A 19,420-nucleotide genomic window follows, 5' to 3' on the forward strand; every position below is an offset into this window, starting at 1 on the left:
TAACCAATCAGAGGTTTATGGTGTTTTCATCATAAATGAATGAAGGTGGAACCACGCTGACTGCGTCCTTTTAGGATGCGGTCAGTTTTATTTATTGGCATTTGCCTGAAAGTCTCAAAATGATATTAAAAGGAGAAAACAATGATTCATATTACTTTCCCAGATGGCGCTGTGCGTGACTTTGAATCTGGAGTGACAACCTTTGAGATTGCACAGTCTATCAGCAATTCTCTTGCTAAAAAAGCCTTGGCTGGTAAATTTAATGGCCAATTGATTGATACCAATCGTGCTATTGAAGAAGATGGTAAGATTGAAATTGTTACTCCTGACCATGAGGATGCTTTTTCTGTTTTACGGCATTCAGCTGCCCATTTGTTTGCTCAGGCGGCAAAACGTCTGTTCCCTGATTTGCACTTGGGGGTGGGCCCAGCTATTGAAGATGGTTTTTACTATGATACAGACAATCAAGCAGGGCAAATTTCAAATGAAGACCTTCCTCGTATTGAAGAAGAAATGCAAAAAATTGTTAAGGAAAATTATCCTTGTATTCGTCAAGAAGTTTCTAAGGAAGAAGCCTTGGAAATCTTTAAAGAAGATCCTTATAAAATCGAATTAATCAAGGAACATTCTGATGATGCTACAGGTTTAACCATTTATCGTCAGGGAGAATTTGTGGACTTGTGTCGTGGCCCTCATGTGCCATCAACAGGCCGGATTCAAGTTTTCCATTTATTAAATGTAGCTGGGGCTTATTGGCGTGGTAATAGCGACAATGCTATGATGCAAAGGGTTTATGGTACAGCCTGGTTTGATAAAAAGGACCTCAAGGCTTATTTGACTCGCCTAGCAGAAGCTAAAGAACGTGACCATCGAAAGCTTGGTAAAGAGCTTGACCTTTTCATGATTAGTCAAGAAGTCGGCCAGGGTTTACCATTTTGGTTACCAGATGGGGCAACTATCCGTCGTACCCTAGAACGTTATATTACAGATAAGGAACTGGCATCAGGTTATCAACATGTTTATACACCACCGCTTGCCTCTGTTGAGCTTTATAAGACATCTGGTCACTGGGATCATTATCAAGAAGATATGTTCCCAACCATGGATATGGGAGACGGAGAAGAGTTTGTCCTTCGTCCAATGAACTGCCCTCACCATATTCAGGTCTACAAGAACCATGTGCATTCTTACAGAGAATTACCTATTCGAATCGCTGAGCTTGGTATGATGCACCGCTATGAGAAATCAGGTGCCTTATCTGGACTGCAACGGGTCCGTGAAATGACTCTCAATGATGGTCACTTATTTGTCACACCCGAGCAAATCCAGGAAGAATTCCAAAAAGCACTGCAATTAATTATTGATGTCTATGAAGATTTCAACCTGACAGACTACCGTTTCCGTCTATCTTATCGTGATCCTGAAGATACTGAGAAATATTATGACAATGATGAGATGTGGGAAAATGCGCAAAGTATGTTAAAGGCTGCTCTTGATGAGATGGGTGTGGACTACTTTGAGGCAGAAGGTGAAGCGGCCTTTTATGGTCCCAAATTGGATATTCAGGTTAAGACTGCCCTGGGTAATGAGGAAACCTTATCAACAATCCAGTTAGACTTCTTGTTGCCAGAACGTTTTGATCTGAAATATATTGGAGCTGATGGTGAGGAACACCGTCCGGTTATGATTCACCGTGGTGTTATTTCAACCATGGAACGTTTCACTGCTATTTTGATTGAAACCTACAAGGGTGCCTTCCCAACTTGGTTAGCACCACATCAGGTAACAGTGATTCCGATTTCTAATGAGGCTCATATTGATTATGCTTGGGAAGTGGCAAAAGCCCTGCGTGATAAGGGGGTTCGTGCTGATGTTGATGATCGTAATGAAAAGATGCAGTACAAGATTCGTGCGTCTCAAACCAGCAAGATTCCTTACCAATTAATTGTTGGTGACAAGGAAATGGAAGCTAAGGCTGTTAATGTGCGTCGCTATGGTAGCAAGGCTACTCATACAGAAAGTATCTCAGAGTTTATTGAGACTATCCTAGCTGACATTGCCCGTAAATCAAGACCAGATGTGAATTAGTCGCACTAAAACAAAAAAAGAAATCCTTTAGTTGGGATTTCTTTTTTTGTTTTGGCTTTAGTTTTCAGATCTTCTTTTATTTGGGGATAATTCAAAAATCATCCAGGCCAATAAGCTGATAATCAAAGCCATGAGGAGGTAGGAAATGGTATGAGCAAGGCTGATTTGCTGACTGCTGGGATTATCACCAAAAAATCCTTCAATCTGGTCTGGTAATCCTTTAAGATTTAGAAGGATTAGGATTAAGACAGATAACCAACCCAATAAACGTGTGTACCATCTGTTTTTAAATCTTTGTCCCATCAAGCTAGGGCTATCAGTAAAAATAAGCAGTGGTACTATTGAAAAAGGTAAGGCAAAGGCGAGAAAGACCTGTGAATTAATCATCAAGTCGTTGATGGCGATATTTTCTTCTGAAGGTCCCTTGGCACTTGCTAGAAAGACACATAACAAGACAGGCAAGACAGATAAGAGACGTGTTAGAAGGCGTCTTATCCAGGCAGGAAGCTTCATGTGAATAAAACCCTCCATCACAATTTGACCTGTCAGGGTTCCTGTTATGGTGGAGTTTTGTCCAGAAGCAAGTAAGGCAATAGCAAATAAGCTTGCTAGAGCACCTGAGCTGGCGATATGGGCAAGAAGGGAGTTGCTCATCATATGAGGATTTGACAAGGCGTGATAGAGTCCAATAAATGATGGGTCCTGAATGCTTCCACTTTTAAAAACAGAAACACCAACTATTAACAAGAGGGCATTAACAAAAAAAGCAAGGGTTAGTTGGATATTAGAGTCAAGTGCAGAAAAGCGAAGGGCCTTAGCCACTTGTTCTGAATTATCTCGCTTAAGATGCCTACTTTGAACAAGGGAGGAATGCAGGTAAAGATTGTGCGGCATGACGGTGGCCCCAATAATCCCCAAGGCTCCTGTTAAAGGCACCTGATGGTTAACAGAAGGGGTCGAAGCAAAGGCCTTGCTGGTAGGGATGAGTCCAAAGAAGACCTCTTTCCAATCAGGATGAGATAAGATAACCTGATAAGAAAAGACAAGAAAGATGATGATAATTAAGGCAAAAACAAGGGCCTCTATCTTTCTAAAGCCAATCTTGGTTAGAAGTAATAATAACAAGACATCTAAGACGGTTATAAGAACAGCAATTTCTAAAGGAATATTAAATAATAAGTAAAGGGCTATGGCGCCACCAATAACCTCAGCAATATCTGTTGCCATGATAGCTAGTTCTGTAATTATCCAAAGGAGGATGCTGAGGGTTTTACTTGTTTTCATCCGAATAGCCTGTGCTAAGTCAAGTTGTGTGACAATGCCTAGTTTTGCACATAAGTATTGTAAAAGCATGGCTACAAGGCTTGATAAAAGGATGACAGAAAGGAGGGTGTATTGGAAGTTTTGCCCACCTGTTATGGATGTTGACCAATTGCCAGGATCCATATAGCCTACGGCTACGAGGGCCCCAGGACCAGAATAAAAAAGGAGGGTTTTAAAGAAACCTAAATTCTGAGGAACCATGATGGTGCCATTAATTTCTTCAAGAGAGACCCCATTAGCATAGTTTAAAAATGTATTTGTTTTATTTTTCTTAGCCATTTTTCCTCTAAACTTTCTGTTTGGTTAAATTAATAATTAAGAATACTTAATCATCTGTGGGATATTTTATCACAAAGTTCTTTGAAAAGTAAACTAAAAAGAGCCTTGACTCAGACTCTTTTTCACCAAGCGAAGGCCTGGGTGGGGGCTTTGAGGTAGGTCAGCCATTGGGGGTTTTTCAGGCGACAAAGGGTGACAGAAATGCCACTCATGTCAAGACTGGTCATGTATTTGCCATTTTTGATAAAGGGAATATCAAGTCCTTCTAAGTCAAGGAGTTGTTTGATGTCATTTAAGAAGATGGCCTGTTCTAGGTCAGTTGTAGTGCCTAGGTTGTTGACCAAGAGGATAAAGGCTTCTTTTTCTTGCCAGTGAAAGGTGATCTGTAGTTTATTGGTAATTTCAACAGCTAAGTGCTCAGAAGAGGTAAAGGGGACCGTGCGGTAGCCTTCTTCACCGTGGATGCCAATGCCATAAGAGATGTAATTATCAGCCAGGTGAAAGAAGGGTTTTTCAGTCTGCGGTAGTCTTGCTGATTTGGTAGCGAAGCCAATAGTCGCTATTTCAGTAGCTATGTCAAAGGCTATTTTTTCTAAGTCCTCTAGGTTGGCACCATTTCTAGCAGCTTCTCCTAAAATCTTGTGGAGTAAGATGGTTCCTGCTAAACCACGGTGTCTGGGCTGGAAGTTTTGTTTGGGCTCGACAGAAATATCATCGTGGGAGATGACGTACTTGACTGGGATCCCTTCTTTGCGGGCAAGTTGGATGGCCTTTTTAAATTCCTGAATGTCAGCTTCAAAATTTTTAATGATGACAAAGACCCCTTTTCCTTTGTTTAAGAATCGCAGGGCTGCTAAGATTTCTTGGGACTTGGGAGGGGTGAAGATGTCTCCGTAAACAGCTGCTGATAACATGCCGTCGCCGACAAATCCAATATGGGAGGGTTCGTGGCCCGAACCTCCTCCTGATAGGAGTGGGATGAGCTTGGGATCTTGCTGTTTATTGTAAATGATAGGTTGACCATCACATTTTGCTAGGTGGGGATGGGCTGATAAGATGCCATTAATATAGTGGTCAATCATGGCTTCTTTGTGATTGAGAATGCTTACCATAGGGTCTCCTAATCTTTTTGGATGCTAGTAATGATAATCTTTTTAATAAGTGCTAAGGGGGGTTGATAGTCTTTACTATTAACAAAGGCTCTTATCATGTCAGCTAGGGCGCGTGAATGATAGTGTTTTAAGAATTGACGGTAATCAGCTTCAATGAGAAAATGGTGTTTTCTTTCATGTTCTGCCAAAATTTTTTCTAAAAGGACCAGGCAATAGTCACCAAAGTAGCTGTAAAAATCATTTTGCTCCTTGATGGCAAATAGCTGGGCATAAAAAGGCTTGTTGTTTCCAAAATAAAAGAAGAGCTCACTTAGTAATTGAAAGCCTGAAATGTAATTCAAGTTATGGGTGACCTGTTCTTGTAATTCGGTTTCAAAAATCCAATCTAAGAGCTCATACTTGTCTACAAAATGGTTATAGAAGGTTTGTCTTCTGATAGCTGCCTGATCCATAATGTCAACAACTGAAATCTTATCAAAAGGCTTAGTTTCTAGCTCTTTTTTGAAGGCTTTGGCAATTCTTTTTTTGGTAATTAGGGATGTTGCCATCTTTAAGTCCTCTTCTACTTATTTTCCTTTTTCTATTATACTTTACCAAAAGAGATTAGAAAAGCAAATGGACAGAAAGGAAAAAGTGTCCCTTACAAAAAGAAGGGATTTAGGGTAAAATGTAAGCGTAAACAAAATTTTGGAGGTCTCTGATATGAAAAAAATTATGAATGATCCAAGTATGATTGTGGATGATATGTTACAGGGCTTAGCCTTTATGCACGATGATCTGGTTGAACGTTTAGATGGCTATGATCTTATTGTTCGTAAGGCAGCTAAGGCTAATAAAGTAGCAATTATCTCAGGTGGTGGTTCTGGTCATGAGCCAGCCCATGCTGGTTTTGTCGGAGAAGGGATGTTATCGGCTGCAGTATGTGGTGCTGTCTTTACATCACCAACACCAGACCAGATTTTAGAAGCTATTAAGGCAGCTGATGAGGGTGCTGGGGTCTTTATGGTCATCAAGAATTATTCAGGTGACATTATGAATTTTGAAATGGCACAGGAAATGGCTGAGATGGAAGGAATAGCTGTTGCTAGTGTTATTGTTGATGATGATATTGCAGTGGAAGATAGCTTGTACACCCAAGGTAAACGTGGAGTGGCTGGGACTATTTTAGTCCATAAAGTCCTAGGACATGCTGCCAGAGAAGGCAAGTCTTTAGAAGAAATCAAGGCCTTAGCTGACAAATTGGTTCCAAGCATTAAGACCATTGGACTAGCTTTGTCAGGGGCAACAGTACCTGAGGTTGGCAAGCCCGGTTTTGTGCTAGCAGATGATGAATTTGAATATGGGGTAGGTATCCATGGTGAACCTGGCTATAAAAAAGAAAAAATGCAGACGTCACACTTACTGGCTAAGGAATTAATGGACAAGCTGGCTGAGGCTTTTGAGATGGAAAGTGGTCAAAGCTATGGTCTTTTAGTCAATGGTCTTGGCAGCACTCCCTTGATGGAAGAATACGTTTTTGCAAATGATATTGCTAAGTTGGCAGACCAAAGAGGCATTAAGCTTGTCTTTAAAAAGGGTGGGGATTACATGACCTCTATTGATATGGCTGGTTTGTCCTTAACCTTGATCAAGTTAGAAGATGACTATGTCCTTGAAGCACTGAAATCACCAGTTACAACTGTCGCTTGGTAAGGAGGAATTTATGGATATTAGAAAATCAGAAAAATGGATGGCCCTATTTTATGAAAAAATTGTAGCCAATAAGGATTATCTTAGTGAGTTAGACACCCCTATTGGTGATGGAGACCATGGTGGCAATATGGCTAGGGGGATGGCTGCTGTTATGGACAATTGTAAGGGTAAGGATTTCACTTCCTCTGCAGATTTGTTTAAGCTGGTTGCTATGCAATTGATCAGTAAGGTTGGTGGCGCCTCTGGCCCTCTCTATGGTTCAGCCTTTATGGGAATGGCAAAGCTGGATGCAGATGTTTCAGTGGTGGATTTGCTTGAAGAAGGCTTGGCCATGATTCAAAAACGTGGTAAGGCAGAGCTAGGTGAAAAAACGATGGTCGATGTCTGGGTTCCCGTGATTAATGCCCTAAAGGAAAAGAAATTAAGCCCAGAAGTGATTAAAGAAGCTGTTATGTCCACAAAGGATCTCAAGGCAAGTAAGGGGCGAGCTTCTTATGTTGGAGAAAGATCCCTTGGCCATGTTGATCCTGGTTCTTATTCGTCAGGTCTACTGTTTGAGGCTATGTTGGAAGCAGAGGTAGTGTGATGTCTGATATTGGAATTATTATTGTGTCGCATTCCAAAAATATTGCCCAAGGCGCTATGGATTTGATTTCAGAGGTTGCTAAGGATGTGGCTATTAGCTATGTTGGTGGTAGAGAAGATGGCGGCATTGGAACTAGTTTTGACCAGGTTCAAGAGATAGTGGATGTCAATCCTAAGGATGTCTTATTCGCCTTTTATGATCTGGGGTCAGCTGGGATGAATATTGAAATGGTTGCTGAGTTTTCAGATAAGGAAATCCTTTTGATGAAGTTGCCAATTATTGAAGCAAGTTATACAGCGGCAGCCCTTATTCAGGCTGGAGTGGACAAAGAAGCTATTATCCAGCAGCTCAAGGAGCTTGAAATTAAGAAGTAAAGATAAAATAACTTTACTTGGCTTTTACTAGAAATGAAGAGGACTTTTGCTAAGGTCCTCTTAGTGCTTTCTTGTGTGATTTTTAGTATTTTAAGCTATAATGTAGAAAATGGAGGAGACGTAAATAGGTTAAGCTATGACAGACAAAAGTAAGATTGAAGAACGTTATCAGGCCTTAAGATTCTTAAGACAGATTGGCTGGTCGGGGGAAGATTTATCCCATTTTCGTAAGGAAGACAGGATTGATTACCGAGTTGGGTCAAAGGTTTTTTTAGCCTTTTGGCAGGATGCTCTGGTCAGTAAAGAGGCAAGAGAGCTTTTACAGATACTTTTAGCCATGATTCATATACCAGAAGACTTATCAGGTCAGCTATCAGAAAACCAGATGATTCTTTCTTATTTTCATCCAGACCTGGCTCCTGATGCTCCTTTTTGGTTTAGCTTGGCTAAGCTTGTTGATCAGGCCTTTCCTGGGGATCGTCTTAGTCACAAGGGGCTCTTGGAAAGACAGGTTCATCAATTACGCTATATTATTTCCAGCCAGCAGGCCCAGTATATCCGTCAGCATTATAAGGGTGCTAAGGAAAGTGATGGCCAGGCCTTGGTCACATTTTTAAGGAAAAAGAAGGGACCATCTTTTTGGCCGGGGTCTAAGGATTATAGCTTAGGAGATTCAGCAAGGCTGCACAATAAATTAAAAATAAGAGATGAGGAAGTGTTTTTCCCTGATAATCAGGTTTCTTATAATATCAAGGTTTTAGTTGGTTTTCATACAGAATTTATCCTAGATAGCTTTGGCAATTTTCTCAATGAAGTAGACGCAGAGGTTCTAAGAGAAAATGGGGTGGTTAACGGGGCTAGTTTTAACTATGGCAGTAGGGGAAAACGGCACTGGGATTTGGATGTTGACCCTGTTAGTCAGCATGACCCACTTTTTCGAGATGAGATGACAGCTTCTTACCGCTCTCCTAAGTGGTTAAGGAAAAAATGGTTTTGGCAAGCAGATGAGGAGTTTCTTTTTTCTTACTTCAATCCTAAGGGCTATTATGCCAAGGCAGGACGTAGCAGTTTTTCGCATGTCAAAAGGCTAGGACGGCACTATAAGTGGCAGATCCGATTTAGCAAGCTAAAACATTTTTTAAGAAAATAAAAAAACTCCTTTTACACTTCTACTTGATAGAAGGTAAGAGGAGTTTTAACTTAATTTGCCTTGGCCCATTTCTTGGCTAATTGCCTAGATAATAATGAAATGAGAAAATTGATTACAAAGTAAATGAGAGTTACTGAGGCATAGAGAGCAAAGACCTGCTCTGCTTGAAAATATTTACCCATTAAAATTTGACTCTTGCCAAATAATTCTTGAATAGCAATGACTGAGTAAAGCAGTGATGTGTCTTTAATAACAGTTACAAACTGGGAGATAATAGCAGGTAACATTTTACGAATAGCCTGGGGAAAAACAATGATTAAGAAGACTTGCAGGTGGGTCATACCCTGTGATAAGCCAGCTTCTGTTTGACCATAATCCACACCATTCAAACCGCCTCTGATAATTTCAGCGAGAGCTGCCGAAGTAAAGACAGTGAAGGCAGTAATACCAGCAGGGGTTGCTTTCATCTGAAAGACCAAGAAAATGATGAAAATCCATAAGAGATTAGGGACATTTCTGACAAATTCAATATAGATACTGGCTAGTAGCTTTAAGAAGCTATTCTTGCCATTTCTCATAATGGCTAAGATAGTTCCAAAAATAGTGGATAAGATAATGGAAATAAATGAAATGTATAAGGTTAATCCTAATCCTTCAAGAATGAAGGAAATGTTTGAGCTTGTCATGAGTTCTGACATACTTTCTTCCTCCTTCTAGACAGAATATGTCTTTTTATTACTTTCTTCCTTACGACGAGCCCAATTGGCTAAAGGAAAACACATGATAAAGTATAAGATGGCTGCTCCAATAAAGGCAGGAACATAATTACCAGTGTCATAGGCCCAAGCCTTGGCAGTAAACATGAGATCAGCTCCTGAAATAATAGCCACGACAGAGGTATTCTTAATAAGGTTAACGACCTGGTTGGTCATAGGTGGAAGAATGATCCGCACGGTTTGGGGCAGGATAATCAGGCTCATGGTCTGTTTGTAGGTAAAGCCTTGTGCTAGGGCTGCTTCGGTTTGGCCTTTGGGAATAGCTTCAATACCAGAGCGAATAACCTCGGCAATATAAGCTCCGTGGTAAATCCCCACACAAAGAAGGCCAGTAAAGAAGGTGGAAATCATAAGCTGACCCTTGGTCATAATGGCTAAGCCATAATAGACAAAGACAAATTGCACTAAAAGGGGGGTGTTTTGATAAAGTTCAATATAAACTCTAGCTATAAAGGTTAATAGTTTAGATTTAGCTGTAGACATAGCCCCAAAGATAAGTCCTAAAATAAGAGCTAAAATAAGAGCTCCTAAGGACATGAGTAGGGTGTAGAAGAAAGCCTTGAAAAAGATATCAAAATGAGCTAGGAAATCCTGCCATCTTGAAAGGGCAAAAGGACTTTCTGCTAATAAAAAGGTTGATGCTATCATAGAAAAACTCCTTTCTTAATTTCTAGTCTTGGCAGGTTTTAAGTTATATTTTTGGTAGATTTTTTCCAGGCTCTGGTCAGTTGACCACTTACTAATGAGCTGGTTGATGTAGTCTGTTAGTTTGTGATTGGCTTTAGTAGTAGCGACCCCATAAGATTGCTGGTTAAAGCCCCCAGATAGGATTTTACTTTGCTTGCTTTGGTAACCACTGAGGATTGATTTATCCACAGAAAAGGCATCAATGCGTTTCGCATAGAGTGAAATGGCTAGTTCTGGGTAAGAACCAAGTTGGACGAAGTCAAACTGGAGCTTGTGAGCTTTGCCATATTCTTCAATGGCTGCCTTGGTTGTGGAGCCTTGGGCGACGCCAATTCTTTTTTTGTTGAGGTTTTTGAGTTTTTTAATTCCGCTTGATCTATTAATTAAAAAGCCGACTTCGTCTTGATAATAGGGTTTTGAAAAAGAATAGTTTTTTTGGCGTTCTGGTGTGATGGTATAGGTAGCGATAATGATGTCTATCTGGCCGTTATCTAAGAGCGCCTCTCTGGTTTGGGCAGTGACAGGGACAAAATCCACCTTGACGTCTAAACTTTTAGCAATTTTCTTTGCCAGGTCAATTTCCATGCCTTCATAGCGACCACTTTCAGGGCTATAGTAGCCAAAGTTTGGGACATCTTGTTTGACGCCAACTTTTAAGTGGCCAGATTTTTTGATGGCTTGAATGCTCTTGTCCTTGTCCCAGCTACTGGCTTGTACTTTAGGAGCTAGGAGTAAGAGTAGGAGCAAGAGACTTATGATATAAAAGATATTCTTTTGTCTAAATACCTTCATTTACACCCCTCCTCTGCTGCCTGTCTGATTTTTTTCTTGGCTTGGACTTTTTCACTGGTATGGTTAATGATTTTACTTAGGAATTGCTGGGCGCGTGCTTCTTTTGGATGGTCAAAAAAACCAGCAACATCTGTTGTGTCTACTAAGATTTCACCGTCTGCCATAAATATAATACGGTCAGCTACTTCACGGGCAAAGCCCATTTCATGGGTAACGACAATCATGTTCATGCCATCAGCTGCTAGGTTTTGCATAACAGCTAAAACATCACCAATTGTTTCTGGGTCAAGGGCAGAGGTTGGCTCGTCAAAGAGTAGGACTTCTGGCTGCATGGCAAGACCTCTAGCAATGGCAATTCTTTGTTTTTGCCCGCCTGAAAGCATGGATGGATAAGAATCCTTCCTATCCCACATATTAACAAAGCGCAGGTATTCTTCTGCAATTTCTAGGGCTCTTTCTTTGGAAAGGCCTAAAACTTTAATTGGTGCTAAAGTAACGTTTTCTAACACCGTTTTGTGGGGGTAAAGGTTAAAATGCTGAAAGACCATGCCGACTTCTTTACGTAAAGCTACCAAATCTTTGGCAGAAGCATTGACGATTTCTTTATTGTTAACTTTTAAGCTACCTGTTTCAATTTTTTCTAGCGCATTAATGGTACGGATTAAGGTTGATTTTCCAGAGCCAGAAGGTCCCAAGAGTACAACGACCTGCCCTTTTTCGATAGAAAGATTTATATTTTTCAAGGCATGATAATCCCCATAATATTTTTCAACATCTTTAAATTCAATTAGTGCCATAGTTCTCTCTCCTCACTCAATTATGTTAGATTTTCTTACACAGAAAACGAATGCTTAATTGTATCATAGGAAAATTATTTTGTCAATATTTTCAGAATATTTAGAGACTAGTAAGAGTTTATCTCATTTTCATAGCTGTCATTGTCTTTTAAGCTTAAAGTTTGGTATAATCAAAAAGACATAAAATATGTATAGACACTAGTTAAGTAGCTCTTTTGACTTAAAAGTGTCCCCATTAAAGTATAAACTTTAGGAGAATTAAAATGAAAAAAATTCTTGTTGTTGATGATGAAAAACCAATTTCAGATATCATCAAATTTAATTTAACCAAGGAAGGTTATGATATTGTAACAGCCTTTGATGGCCGTGAAGCAGTGGCACTATTTGAAGTAGAAAAACCTGATTTAATCATTTTAGATTTAATGCTTCCTGAGCTAGATGGTTTAGAAGTGGCTAAAGAGATTCGCAAGTCCAGCCATATCCCTATTATTATGCTATCAGCTAAGGATAGTGAATTTGATAAGGTAATTGGACTTGAGATAGGGGCCGACGACTATGTGACCAAACCTTTTTCAAATAGAGAATTGCTAGCGCGTGTTAAGGCTCATTTGCGTCGTACAGAGACCATTGAAACAGCTGTAGCAGAAGAAAATGCTTCTAACAACAGTCAGGAGTTGACCATTGGGAATCTACAAATTTTACCAGATGCCTTCTTAGCTAAGAAACATGGTCAAGAAGTTGAGCTGACCCACCGTGAGTTTGAGTTGCTTCATCATCTGGCTATTCATATTGGTCAGGTCATGACCCGTGAGCATTTACTAGAAACGGTTTGGGGTTATGATTATTTTGGGGATGTCAGAACAGTTGATGTTACTGTCCGTAGATTGAGAGAAAAAATTGAAGACACACCTAGTCGTCCTGAGTATATTCTGACAAGACGTGGTGTAGGCTATTATATGAAATCACATGACTAACAATATTGCAGGTAATTTATCCTTATTTGAACTGGCTATTCTCTTATTACTAGTCTTTGTAGCTATCTATTTCATCCATCTGGCTGTTCGTGATTATCGCAACGCTAAGATTATCCGGCAGATGAGTGATAAAATAAGAGACTTAATTAATGGCCGTTATACCAATGACATCAATGCAAGAGCTGATATTGAACTTATCGAGCTTTCAGAGCAGTTAAATGACCTATCAGATGTTTTTCGCTTGACCCATGAGAATTTAGCCCAGGAAAAAAATCGCTTGGCAAGTATACTGGCTTATATGAGTGACGGGGTTTTGGCAACTGATCGACGTGGCCAGATTATGATGATTAATGAAACAGCCCAAAAACAGCTCAATCTTAGTCATGAATTAGCCTTGCAAAAAAACATAACAGACCTACTTGATAGCGACACGCCTTATAGCTACCGAGAACTGGTGTCTAAGACACCTATTGTCACCCTAAACCGTCGCGACGAAACCGGAGAATTCATTACCCTAAGGCTAAGGTTTGCCCTTAATCGGCGAGAAAGTGGCTTTATTTCAGGCTTGGTTGTGGTTTTACATGATACAACAGAACAAGAAAAAGAAGAGCGTGAACGCAGGCTCTTTGTTTCTAATGTAAGTCATGAGCTAAGAACCCCCTTAACCTCTGTTAAGTCCTATTTGGAAGCCCTTGACGAAGGTGCCTTGAAAGAAGATATTGCTCCAAGTTTTATCAAAGTTTCCTTAGATGAGACCAATCGGATGATGCGGATGATTTCAGACCTCTTGAACTTATCACGGATTGATAATCAGGTGACAGCTCTGGCAGTTGAGATGACTAATTTTACGGCCTTTATGACTTCCATCTTGAACCGTTTTGACTTGGTGCGTAACCAAAATACCAGTTCTGGAAAAAGTTATGAAATTATCAGGGACTATCCCATAACCTCTATTTGGCTGGAAATTGATAACGATAAGATGACCCAGGTGGTTGAAAATATCTTAAACAATGCGATCAAGTATTCACCAGATGGTGGTAAAATCATTGTTAAAATGAACACTACAGAGAGTCAGGTTATTATCTCTATTTCCGATCAGGGTCTGGGCATTCCTAAAAAAGACCTGCCCCTTATTTTTGACCGTTTTTACAGGGTTGACAAGGCTCGGAGTCGGGCACAAGGTGGTACTGGCTTAGGTCTAGCTATCGCCAAGGAAATTGTTAAACAGCACAATGGCTTTATCTGGGCTAAAAGTGTGTATGGTAAGGGGTCGACCTTCACCATTGTTTTACCTTATGAAAAAGATGTTGTAACAGACGCAGAAGATGAATGGGAGGATGATATAGACTAATTTATGGATCACATAGGATTTAAATATAGTGTACTTGCCTCAGGTTCTACAGGAAATAGCTTTTATCTAGAGACCCCAAAAAAGAAGCTCTTGATTGATGCGGGGCTAACAGGTAAAAAAATAAGCAGTTTATTAGCAGAAATTGACCGTAAACCAGAGGATTTAGATGCCATACTAATTACACATGAACACTCAGATCATATTAAGGGTGTGGGTGTTTTGGCAAGAAAATATAAGTTAGACGTCTATGCCAATTACAAAACATGGCAGATTATAGATGCTAAAAATATGCTTGGAAAGATTGATGTCTGTCAAAAACACATTTTTGAACGGGATAAAACCATGACTTTTGGTGATATTGATATTGAAAGTTTCGGGGTCAGCCATGATGCAGAAGACCCACAATTTTACCGTTTTATGAAAGACCAGAAGTCCTTTGTCATGTTAACAGATACAGGCTATGTCAGTGACCGTTTATCAGGAATTATCCAGAATGCTGACGCTTATCTGATTGAATCTAATCATGATGTTGAGATTTTGCGGTCAGGCTCTTACCCTTGGACCTTAAAACAAAGAATATTGTCTGACAGAGGGCATTTGTCTAATGAAGACGGGGCCGGAGCCATGATTAGAAGCCTAGGAAATGCTACCAAGAGAATCTATCTGGGGCATTTGAGCAAGGAAAATAATATTAAAGAATTAGCCCATATGACCATGGAAAACCAATTGGCCATGGCAGATTTAGGAGTGGGTACAGACTTTAAAGTCTATGATACCTCACCAGATTCAGCCACTCCTTTAAGTGATATTTAAAAAAAGCTGTCCTTCTATTACAGAGGGACAGCTTTTTTTAAGAAGGTCTGTTCAAGAAGTTTTTAGAAAGCTTTGGTGGTAAGAGCAGACTTTTTTTATTTTTGGTATAATAGAAGGGTCCCTTGTGAGCAAGGGCCAGAAAAGGAGACCCTATGAAGAAGCTTGACCTTTTGTTAAAAAAATCATTCAATATTGAGTTTGAAAATCGTGACTTGCTAGAAACGGCTTTTACCCATACCTCATATGCAAATGAGCATCGCCTCTTAAAGATTTCACATAATGAACGTTTGGAATTTTTAGGAGACGCCGTTCTACAGTTAATTATTTCTGAATATCTCTTTACCAAGTATCCAGATATGGATGAAGGGGATTTATCAAAATACCGGTCCATGATTGTAAGAGAAGAAAGTCTGGCTGGTTTTTCAAGGTATTGTTCCTTTGAATCCTACATCAAACTAGGCAAGGGTGAGGAAAAATCTGGTGGCCGCAATCGTGATACAATTTTGGGAGACCTATTTGAAGCCTTCTTGGGTGCCCTCTTATTGGATAAGAATATTGATGAGGTCCGTCGTTTCTTAAAATTAGTAATGATTCCACAAGTGGAAAAAGGTAACTTTGAAAAGGTAAAAGATTATAAGACAAGCCTCCAAGAAGTTCTTCAAGCTAAGGGTGACATTGTCATTGATTATCAGGTGGTCAAAGAAAGTGGTCCTGCCCATGCTAAAGAGTTTGAAGTAAGTGTCTTGGCAAACCAGAAGGCCTTGAGTAGAGGCAGAGGCAAATCAAAAAAACTAGCTGAACAAGATGCGGCAAAGAATGCATTTAAGGAGCTAAGTGAGGACTAAATGTTTTTAAAGAAAATTGAAATGCAGGGCTTTAAATCTTTTGCTGATAAGACAACAATTATCTTTGAAAAAGGTGTTACAGCAGTTGTTGGCCCTAATGGTTCAGGTAAAAGTAATATTACAGAAAGTCTTCGTTGGGCCTTGGGAGAATCTAGTGCTAAAAGCCTGCGTGGCGGAAAAATGCCTGATATTATCTTTGCTGGTACCGAAAGTCGCCATGCCTTGAATTTTGCCCAAGTTGCTGTGGTTTTAGACAATTCTGACCATTTTATCAAGGAAGGTCAAAAAGAAATCCGGGTGGAAAGACATATCTACCGCAATGGGGATAGTGATTACCTGATTAATGGCAAAAAAGTTCGACTCCGTGATATTCATGACTTGTTTATGGATACTGGTCTGGGGCGGGATTCTTTTTCTATTATTTCTCAGGGTAGGGTTGAAGAAATTTTTAACAGTAAGCCCGAGGAACGCCGAGCTATATTTGAAGAAGCTGCTGGGGTTTTAAAGTATAAGACCCGTAAAAAAGAAACCCAATCAAAGCTTAATCAAACCCAGGATAATTTGGATCGTCTGGATGATATTATCTATGAGTTGGAAAATCAAGTCCTTCCATTGGAAAAACAGGCTAAGACGGCAAAAGAATTCCAAAATTTGGAAGCTAGGCGTAAACAGCTCCACCTAGATCTTTTGGTCAATGATATTGAAAGTGATAAAAAGAATTTAGATAAGACTGATCAGCTACTTGCAGACTTAAAAGTAGAGCTAAACCATTACTATGAACACAGAAAAGAACTAGCGACTGAAAATCAGTCTTTAAAGCAAAAAAAACAGGCCCTTTCTCTTGAAACTGAAACTAAGCAGGGAGATTTACTAGAGGCTACCAAGTTGGTTTCTGATTTAGAAAGACAGATTGACCTTATTAGGCTTGAGACCAGCCAGAAAAATGAAAAAAAAGAAGAAGCACAAGCTAGGCTAGAAGGGATTGAAAAAGAGCTCTTGCAGTATGAAAGAGAAAAAGAAGACAAAGACCTTATTCTTGAAAACTTGGATCAGGATTTAGCTACTTTACAGGCTAAGATAGAAGAACTTAAGGATGACTTGTTAAAATTCTCTGAAGATCCTGATCATTTAATTGAAAATCTAAGGGATGACTTTGTTAACTTGATGCAAAAAGAAGCTCAGTTGTCTAACAAACGGACCTCTCTCTTGTCTGATATTGACAAATTAAGCCAAGATCAAAAGGACAAAGAGGAAGAAGAGGAAGTTCTCAGGGCTAAATTAGCAGGCCTTGAAAAATCTTGCCAAGAAGCTCAGCAATTCTACCAAGAAAAGGTCCAAGAATTGAAAGATCTAATTAGCGATTTTCAAAGATTAGAGGCAAAGGGCAAAGAAGAGGAACTTAGCTACCAAAAGAATCAGGATAAGCTTTTTGAGATTTTAAATCAGAAAAAAAGCAAAGAGGCTAGAAGGGATAGTTTAGAGGCTATTCAAAAAAGCCATAGTCAATTTTATGCAGGGGTGCGTGCAGTCTTGCAGTCTTCGGCTAAAATTGGCGGGATTCTGGGGGCTGTTAGTGAGCATTTAAGCTTTAAACAGGAATATCAGGTAGCTCTTGAGATTGCCTTAGCAGCAAGTAGCCAGCATATTATTGTTGAGGATGAGGCGGCAGCCAAACGGGGGATAGCTTTCTTAAAAAATAGTCGTCAAGGGCGGGCTACCTTTTTACCTCTGACAACCATTAAAGCCAGATCCTTATCAGATCACTACCTGCACGTCCTTGAGAGCTGTCAAGGTTTTTTAGGGAGTGCTGAGTCATTGGTGACTTATGATAAACACTTAAGTACTATTTTTAAAAACCTCTTAAGCACAACCCTTATCTTTGATACGATTGATAATGCTAATGGGGCAGCTAAGCGTCTTGACTATAAGGTGAGAATCATCACTCTGGATGGGACAGAACTTCGTCCAGGTGGGTCATTTTCTGGTGGGGCTACGCGGCATAATAACACTACCTTTATCAAACCTGAGTTGGACCAGATTCAAGAGGAAATTCTGACCTTAACTAAGGCCCTAAAAGAGCAAGAAGAGCTGGTTTCCCTAGCTAAGTCCAGTCTTGAGCAAGTCCATGTGCAAGTAGACCTGCTGAAAAAAGAAGGGGAAGAGGCAAGAATGGCTGAGCAGAAGGCCCAATTGCACTACCAACAGCTCAAAGAGTCTTTGGATGATAGCAAGGATTTACTGGCTATGATGACTGTTAACCACAAGGATTCTTTACTGACGCAGTACCAAGCTGACCAAGCAAGCTTAGAAGAAGAGTTGCAGCTTATTTTTGATAAGAAGGCAGCCTTGACGCGTGAGATTGACAGTATTAAGGAAAATAAGGATTCTATCAAAGATAGGCAGGCAAGTCTTGGTCAAGCCCTGTCAGAAGCTCAGCTAAAAGAGCGGGACTTGGCTAATGAGAGAAAATTTGAAGCTAGCAACCTAGCTAGACTTAAAGAGGCTATTCTAACTAAAGCTAAGGCTATTGAAGAATTAGAATCACTCTTGACCAATCAGATTTCTCAGGAAGATATTAGCAGATTGCCAAGTTTAGAAAGCCGGTTAGAAGAGGTTAGAAAGAAAAAAGAGCAGATTGAGCAATACTTGGTGCAACTGCGTTATAAAACAGAGGATTATCAGGCTTTGCTTGAGGAGCTTGAGAGTAAGATTAGCGCTGAGCATGCTAAAAATGAGGACTTTATTCGTAAGCAAACTAAGTTAGAGGCTGACTTAGAGCAGATTTCTGGCCGTTTGAGGGCTTATGCTAAGCAGTTATCAGAGGACTTCCAACTGAGTTTTGAAGAGGCTAAAGAAGCTTCACACATGCTTGAAGAGCTTGAGCTAGCAAGGCAAGACTTAAAGGAATTGCAAAAGAAAATCAAGGCTTTGGGGGCAGTTAATCTGGATGCTATTAGTCAATACCAAGAGGTAGCTGAGAGGTTAGATTTCCTAAATGGCCAAAAAGCTGATTTAAATAAGGCTAGAAACCTGCTTTTGGATACTATTTCTAGTATGGATAATGAGGTCAAGGCTCGCTTTAAGGTGACTTTTGAAGCTATTAGAGAGAGTTTCAGAGAGACCTTTAGTCAGATGTTTGGGGGAGGTTCGGCTGATTTAATTCTTACAGAGTCGGATCTGCTATCTGCTGGAGTGGAAATATCCGTGCAACCTCCGGGGAAGAAGATTCAATCTTTAAACCTTATGTCTGGTGGCGAAAAGGCTCTGTCTGCCCTTGCTCTGCTATTTGCTATTATCCGTGTGAAGACTATTCCTTTTGTTATTTTGGATGAGGTTGAGGCAGCTCTTGATGAGGCTAATGTGAAGCGTTTTGGGAATTACTTGAACCGTTTTGATAAAAACAGCCAGTTTATCGTGGTGACCCATAGAAAAGGGACTATGGCGGCAGCTGATAGTATTTACGGGATTACCATGCAGGAATCTGGTGTCTCAAAAATAGTCTCTGTTAAGCTGAAAGAATCAGAGGAATTAAGCTTTTTGAACTAGTCTGAGGCTAGGAGGATTGTAAGGAAAAAATCTATAATCTCCTTAGGGAACTATCTCTTAGAGATATTAGGGAGCCCTGAGTGCTAAACAAGAAAAATGCTGACAAGTTAATGACATGTTAGCATTTTATTTCTTTTAAGATCTGTAAATGGCTTGTAGGGCTGGTGTGCATCTGGCTAAAAAAGTGGCTTCCCCTTGATTATATATGATATAATGGGGAAAGATATTCTAGGGT

General features: G+C 40.0%; 17 protein-coding genes. 10 read left to right on the top strand and 7 right to left on the bottom strand.

Annotation, left to right across the window (positions count from 1 at the left end; all coding sequences use genetic code 11):
- Positions 1 to 141 precede the first annotated feature (141 nt).
- Complete coding sequence (thrS, locus tag A3GU_RS0100855; RefSeq protein WP_018365641.1) at positions 142 to 2,088, top strand: threonine--tRNA ligase; 1,947 nt, start codon at positions 142 to 144, stop codon at positions 2,086 to 2,088.
- Positions 2,089 to 2,145: 57 nt separating this feature from the next.
- On the opposite strand, the gene A3GU_RS0100860 is transcribed toward thrS, so the two are convergent.
- The 3 genes from A3GU_RS0100860 to dhaS all read right to left on the bottom strand — a co-directional run bounded on the left by A3GU_RS0100860 (position 2,146) and on the right by dhaS (position 5,350).
- Positions 2,146 to 3,690 carry an Nramp family divalent metal transporter gene (locus tag A3GU_RS0100860; protein ID WP_018365642.1) on the bottom strand — a complete coding sequence of 515 codons (1,545 nt, stop codon included), beginning with the start codon at positions 3,688 to 3,690 and terminating at the stop codon, positions 2,146 to 2,148.
- 122 nt (positions 3,691 to 3,812) lie between these two features.
- On the bottom strand, positions 3,813 to 4,802 hold the full coding sequence (dhaQ, locus tag A3GU_RS0100865) for a DhaKLM operon coactivator DhaQ (RefSeq protein WP_018365643.1): 990 nt from the start codon (positions 4,800 to 4,802) through the stop codon (positions 3,813 to 3,815).
- A gap of 8 nt (positions 4,803 to 4,810) precedes the next feature.
- Positions 4,811 to 5,350 (bottom strand): dihydroxyacetone kinase transcriptional activator DhaS, encoded by a 540-nt coding sequence (gene dhaS / locus A3GU_RS0100870; protein ID WP_018365644.1) that lies wholly within the window; start codon positions 5,348 to 5,350, stop codon positions 4,811 to 4,813.
- A gap of 154 nt (positions 5,351 to 5,504) precedes the next feature.
- Between dhaS and dhaK the strand changes: the two genes are divergently transcribed.
- The 4 genes from dhaK to A3GU_RS0100890 all read left to right on the top strand — a co-directional run bounded on the left by dhaK (position 5,505) and on the right by A3GU_RS0100890 (position 8,604).
- On the top strand, positions 5,505 to 6,494 hold the full coding sequence (dhaK, locus tag A3GU_RS0100875) for a dihydroxyacetone kinase subunit DhaK (protein ID WP_018365645.1): 990 nt from the start codon (positions 5,505 to 5,507) through the stop codon (positions 6,492 to 6,494).
- Positions 6,495 to 6,504: 10 nt separating this feature from the next.
- The gene (dhaL, locus tag A3GU_RS0100880) at positions 6,505 to 7,080 is read left to right on the top strand and encodes a dihydroxyacetone kinase subunit DhaL (protein ID WP_018365646.1); all 576 of its coding nucleotides are present in this window, start codon (positions 6,505 to 6,507) and stop codon (positions 7,078 to 7,080) included.
- Positions 7,080 to 7,454, top strand: a complete 375-nt coding sequence (dhaM, locus tag A3GU_RS0100885) for a dihydroxyacetone kinase phosphoryl donor subunit DhaM (protein ID WP_018365647.1) — start codon at positions 7,080 to 7,082, stop codon at positions 7,452 to 7,454. The genes dhaL and dhaM overlap by 1 nt, the downstream gene beginning before the upstream one ends.
- Positions 7,455 to 7,590: 136 nt before the next feature.
- The gene (locus A3GU_RS0100890; protein ID WP_018365648.1) at positions 7,591 to 8,604 is read left to right on the top strand and encodes a DUF3114 domain-containing protein; all 1,014 of its coding nucleotides are present in this window, start codon (positions 7,591 to 7,593) and stop codon (positions 8,602 to 8,604) included.
- 50 nt (positions 8,605 to 8,654) lie between these two features.
- Here the strand turns inward: A3GU_RS0100890 and A3GU_RS0100895 are convergent, their stop codons facing one another.
- Genes A3GU_RS0100895 through A3GU_RS0100910 form a run of 4 tightly spaced genes read right to left on the bottom strand, consistent with a single transcriptional unit; the run spans position 8,655 to position 11,656 of the window.
- Entirely contained in the window at positions 8,655 to 9,302 is a 648-nt protein-coding gene (locus A3GU_RS0100895) for an amino acid ABC transporter permease (RefSeq protein WP_018365649.1), read from the bottom strand.
- Positions 9,303 to 9,317: 15 nt separating this feature from the next.
- A complete protein-coding gene (locus A3GU_RS0100900; protein WP_018365650.1) occupies positions 9,318 to 10,028 on the bottom strand; it encodes an amino acid ABC transporter permease in 711 nt (236 codons plus the stop codon).
- 15 nt (positions 10,029 to 10,043) lie between these two features.
- Positions 10,044 to 10,859 (bottom strand): transporter substrate-binding domain-containing protein, encoded by an 816-nt coding sequence (locus A3GU_RS0100905; protein ID WP_018365651.1) that lies wholly within the window; start codon positions 10,857 to 10,859, stop codon positions 10,044 to 10,046.
- On the bottom strand, positions 10,856 to 11,656 hold the full coding sequence (locus A3GU_RS0100910; protein WP_018365652.1) for an amino acid ABC transporter ATP-binding protein: 801 nt from the start codon (positions 11,654 to 11,656) through the stop codon (positions 10,856 to 10,858). Before A3GU_RS0100910 ends, A3GU_RS0100905 begins: the two co-directional genes overlap by 4 nt.
- A 263-nt stretch (positions 11,657 to 11,919) precedes the next feature.
- Here A3GU_RS0100910 and yycF point away from each other — a divergent pair, with 263 nt between their 5' ends.
- From yycF to smc, 5 genes are all read left to right on the top strand, one after another.
- Positions 11,920 to 12,630: a response regulator YycF gene (gene yycF / locus A3GU_RS0100915; protein WP_018365653.1), complete on the top strand. Its 711-nt coding sequence runs from the start codon at positions 11,920 to 11,922 to the stop codon at positions 12,628 to 12,630.
- A complete protein-coding gene (gene vicK, locus A3GU_RS0100920) occupies positions 12,623 to 13,981 on the top strand; it encodes a cell wall metabolism sensor histidine kinase VicK (protein ID WP_018365654.1) in 1,359 nt (452 codons plus the stop codon). Before yycF ends, vicK begins: the two co-directional genes overlap by 8 nt.
- Before the next feature lie 3 nt (positions 13,982 to 13,984).
- Complete coding sequence (locus A3GU_RS0100925; RefSeq protein WP_018365655.1) at positions 13,985 to 14,794, top strand: MBL fold metallo-hydrolase; 810 nt, start codon at positions 13,985 to 13,987, stop codon at positions 14,792 to 14,794.
- A 152-nt stretch (positions 14,795 to 14,946) separates the two neighbouring features.
- A complete protein-coding gene (rnc, locus tag A3GU_RS0100930) occupies positions 14,947 to 15,639 on the top strand; it encodes a ribonuclease III (protein ID WP_018365656.1) in 693 nt (230 codons plus the stop codon).
- Entirely contained in the window at positions 15,640 to 19,185 is a 3,546-nt protein-coding gene (gene smc, locus A3GU_RS0100935; protein ID WP_018365657.1) for a chromosome segregation protein SMC, read from the top strand. It begins immediately after the preceding gene.
- The last annotated feature ends 235 nt before the right edge of the window (positions 19,186 to 19,420 follow it).

Source organism: Streptococcus didelphis DSM 15616 (assembly GCF_000380005.1).
GTDB classification, from domain to species: domain Bacteria; phylum Bacillota; class Bacilli; order Lactobacillales; family Streptococcaceae; genus Streptococcus; species Streptococcus didelphis.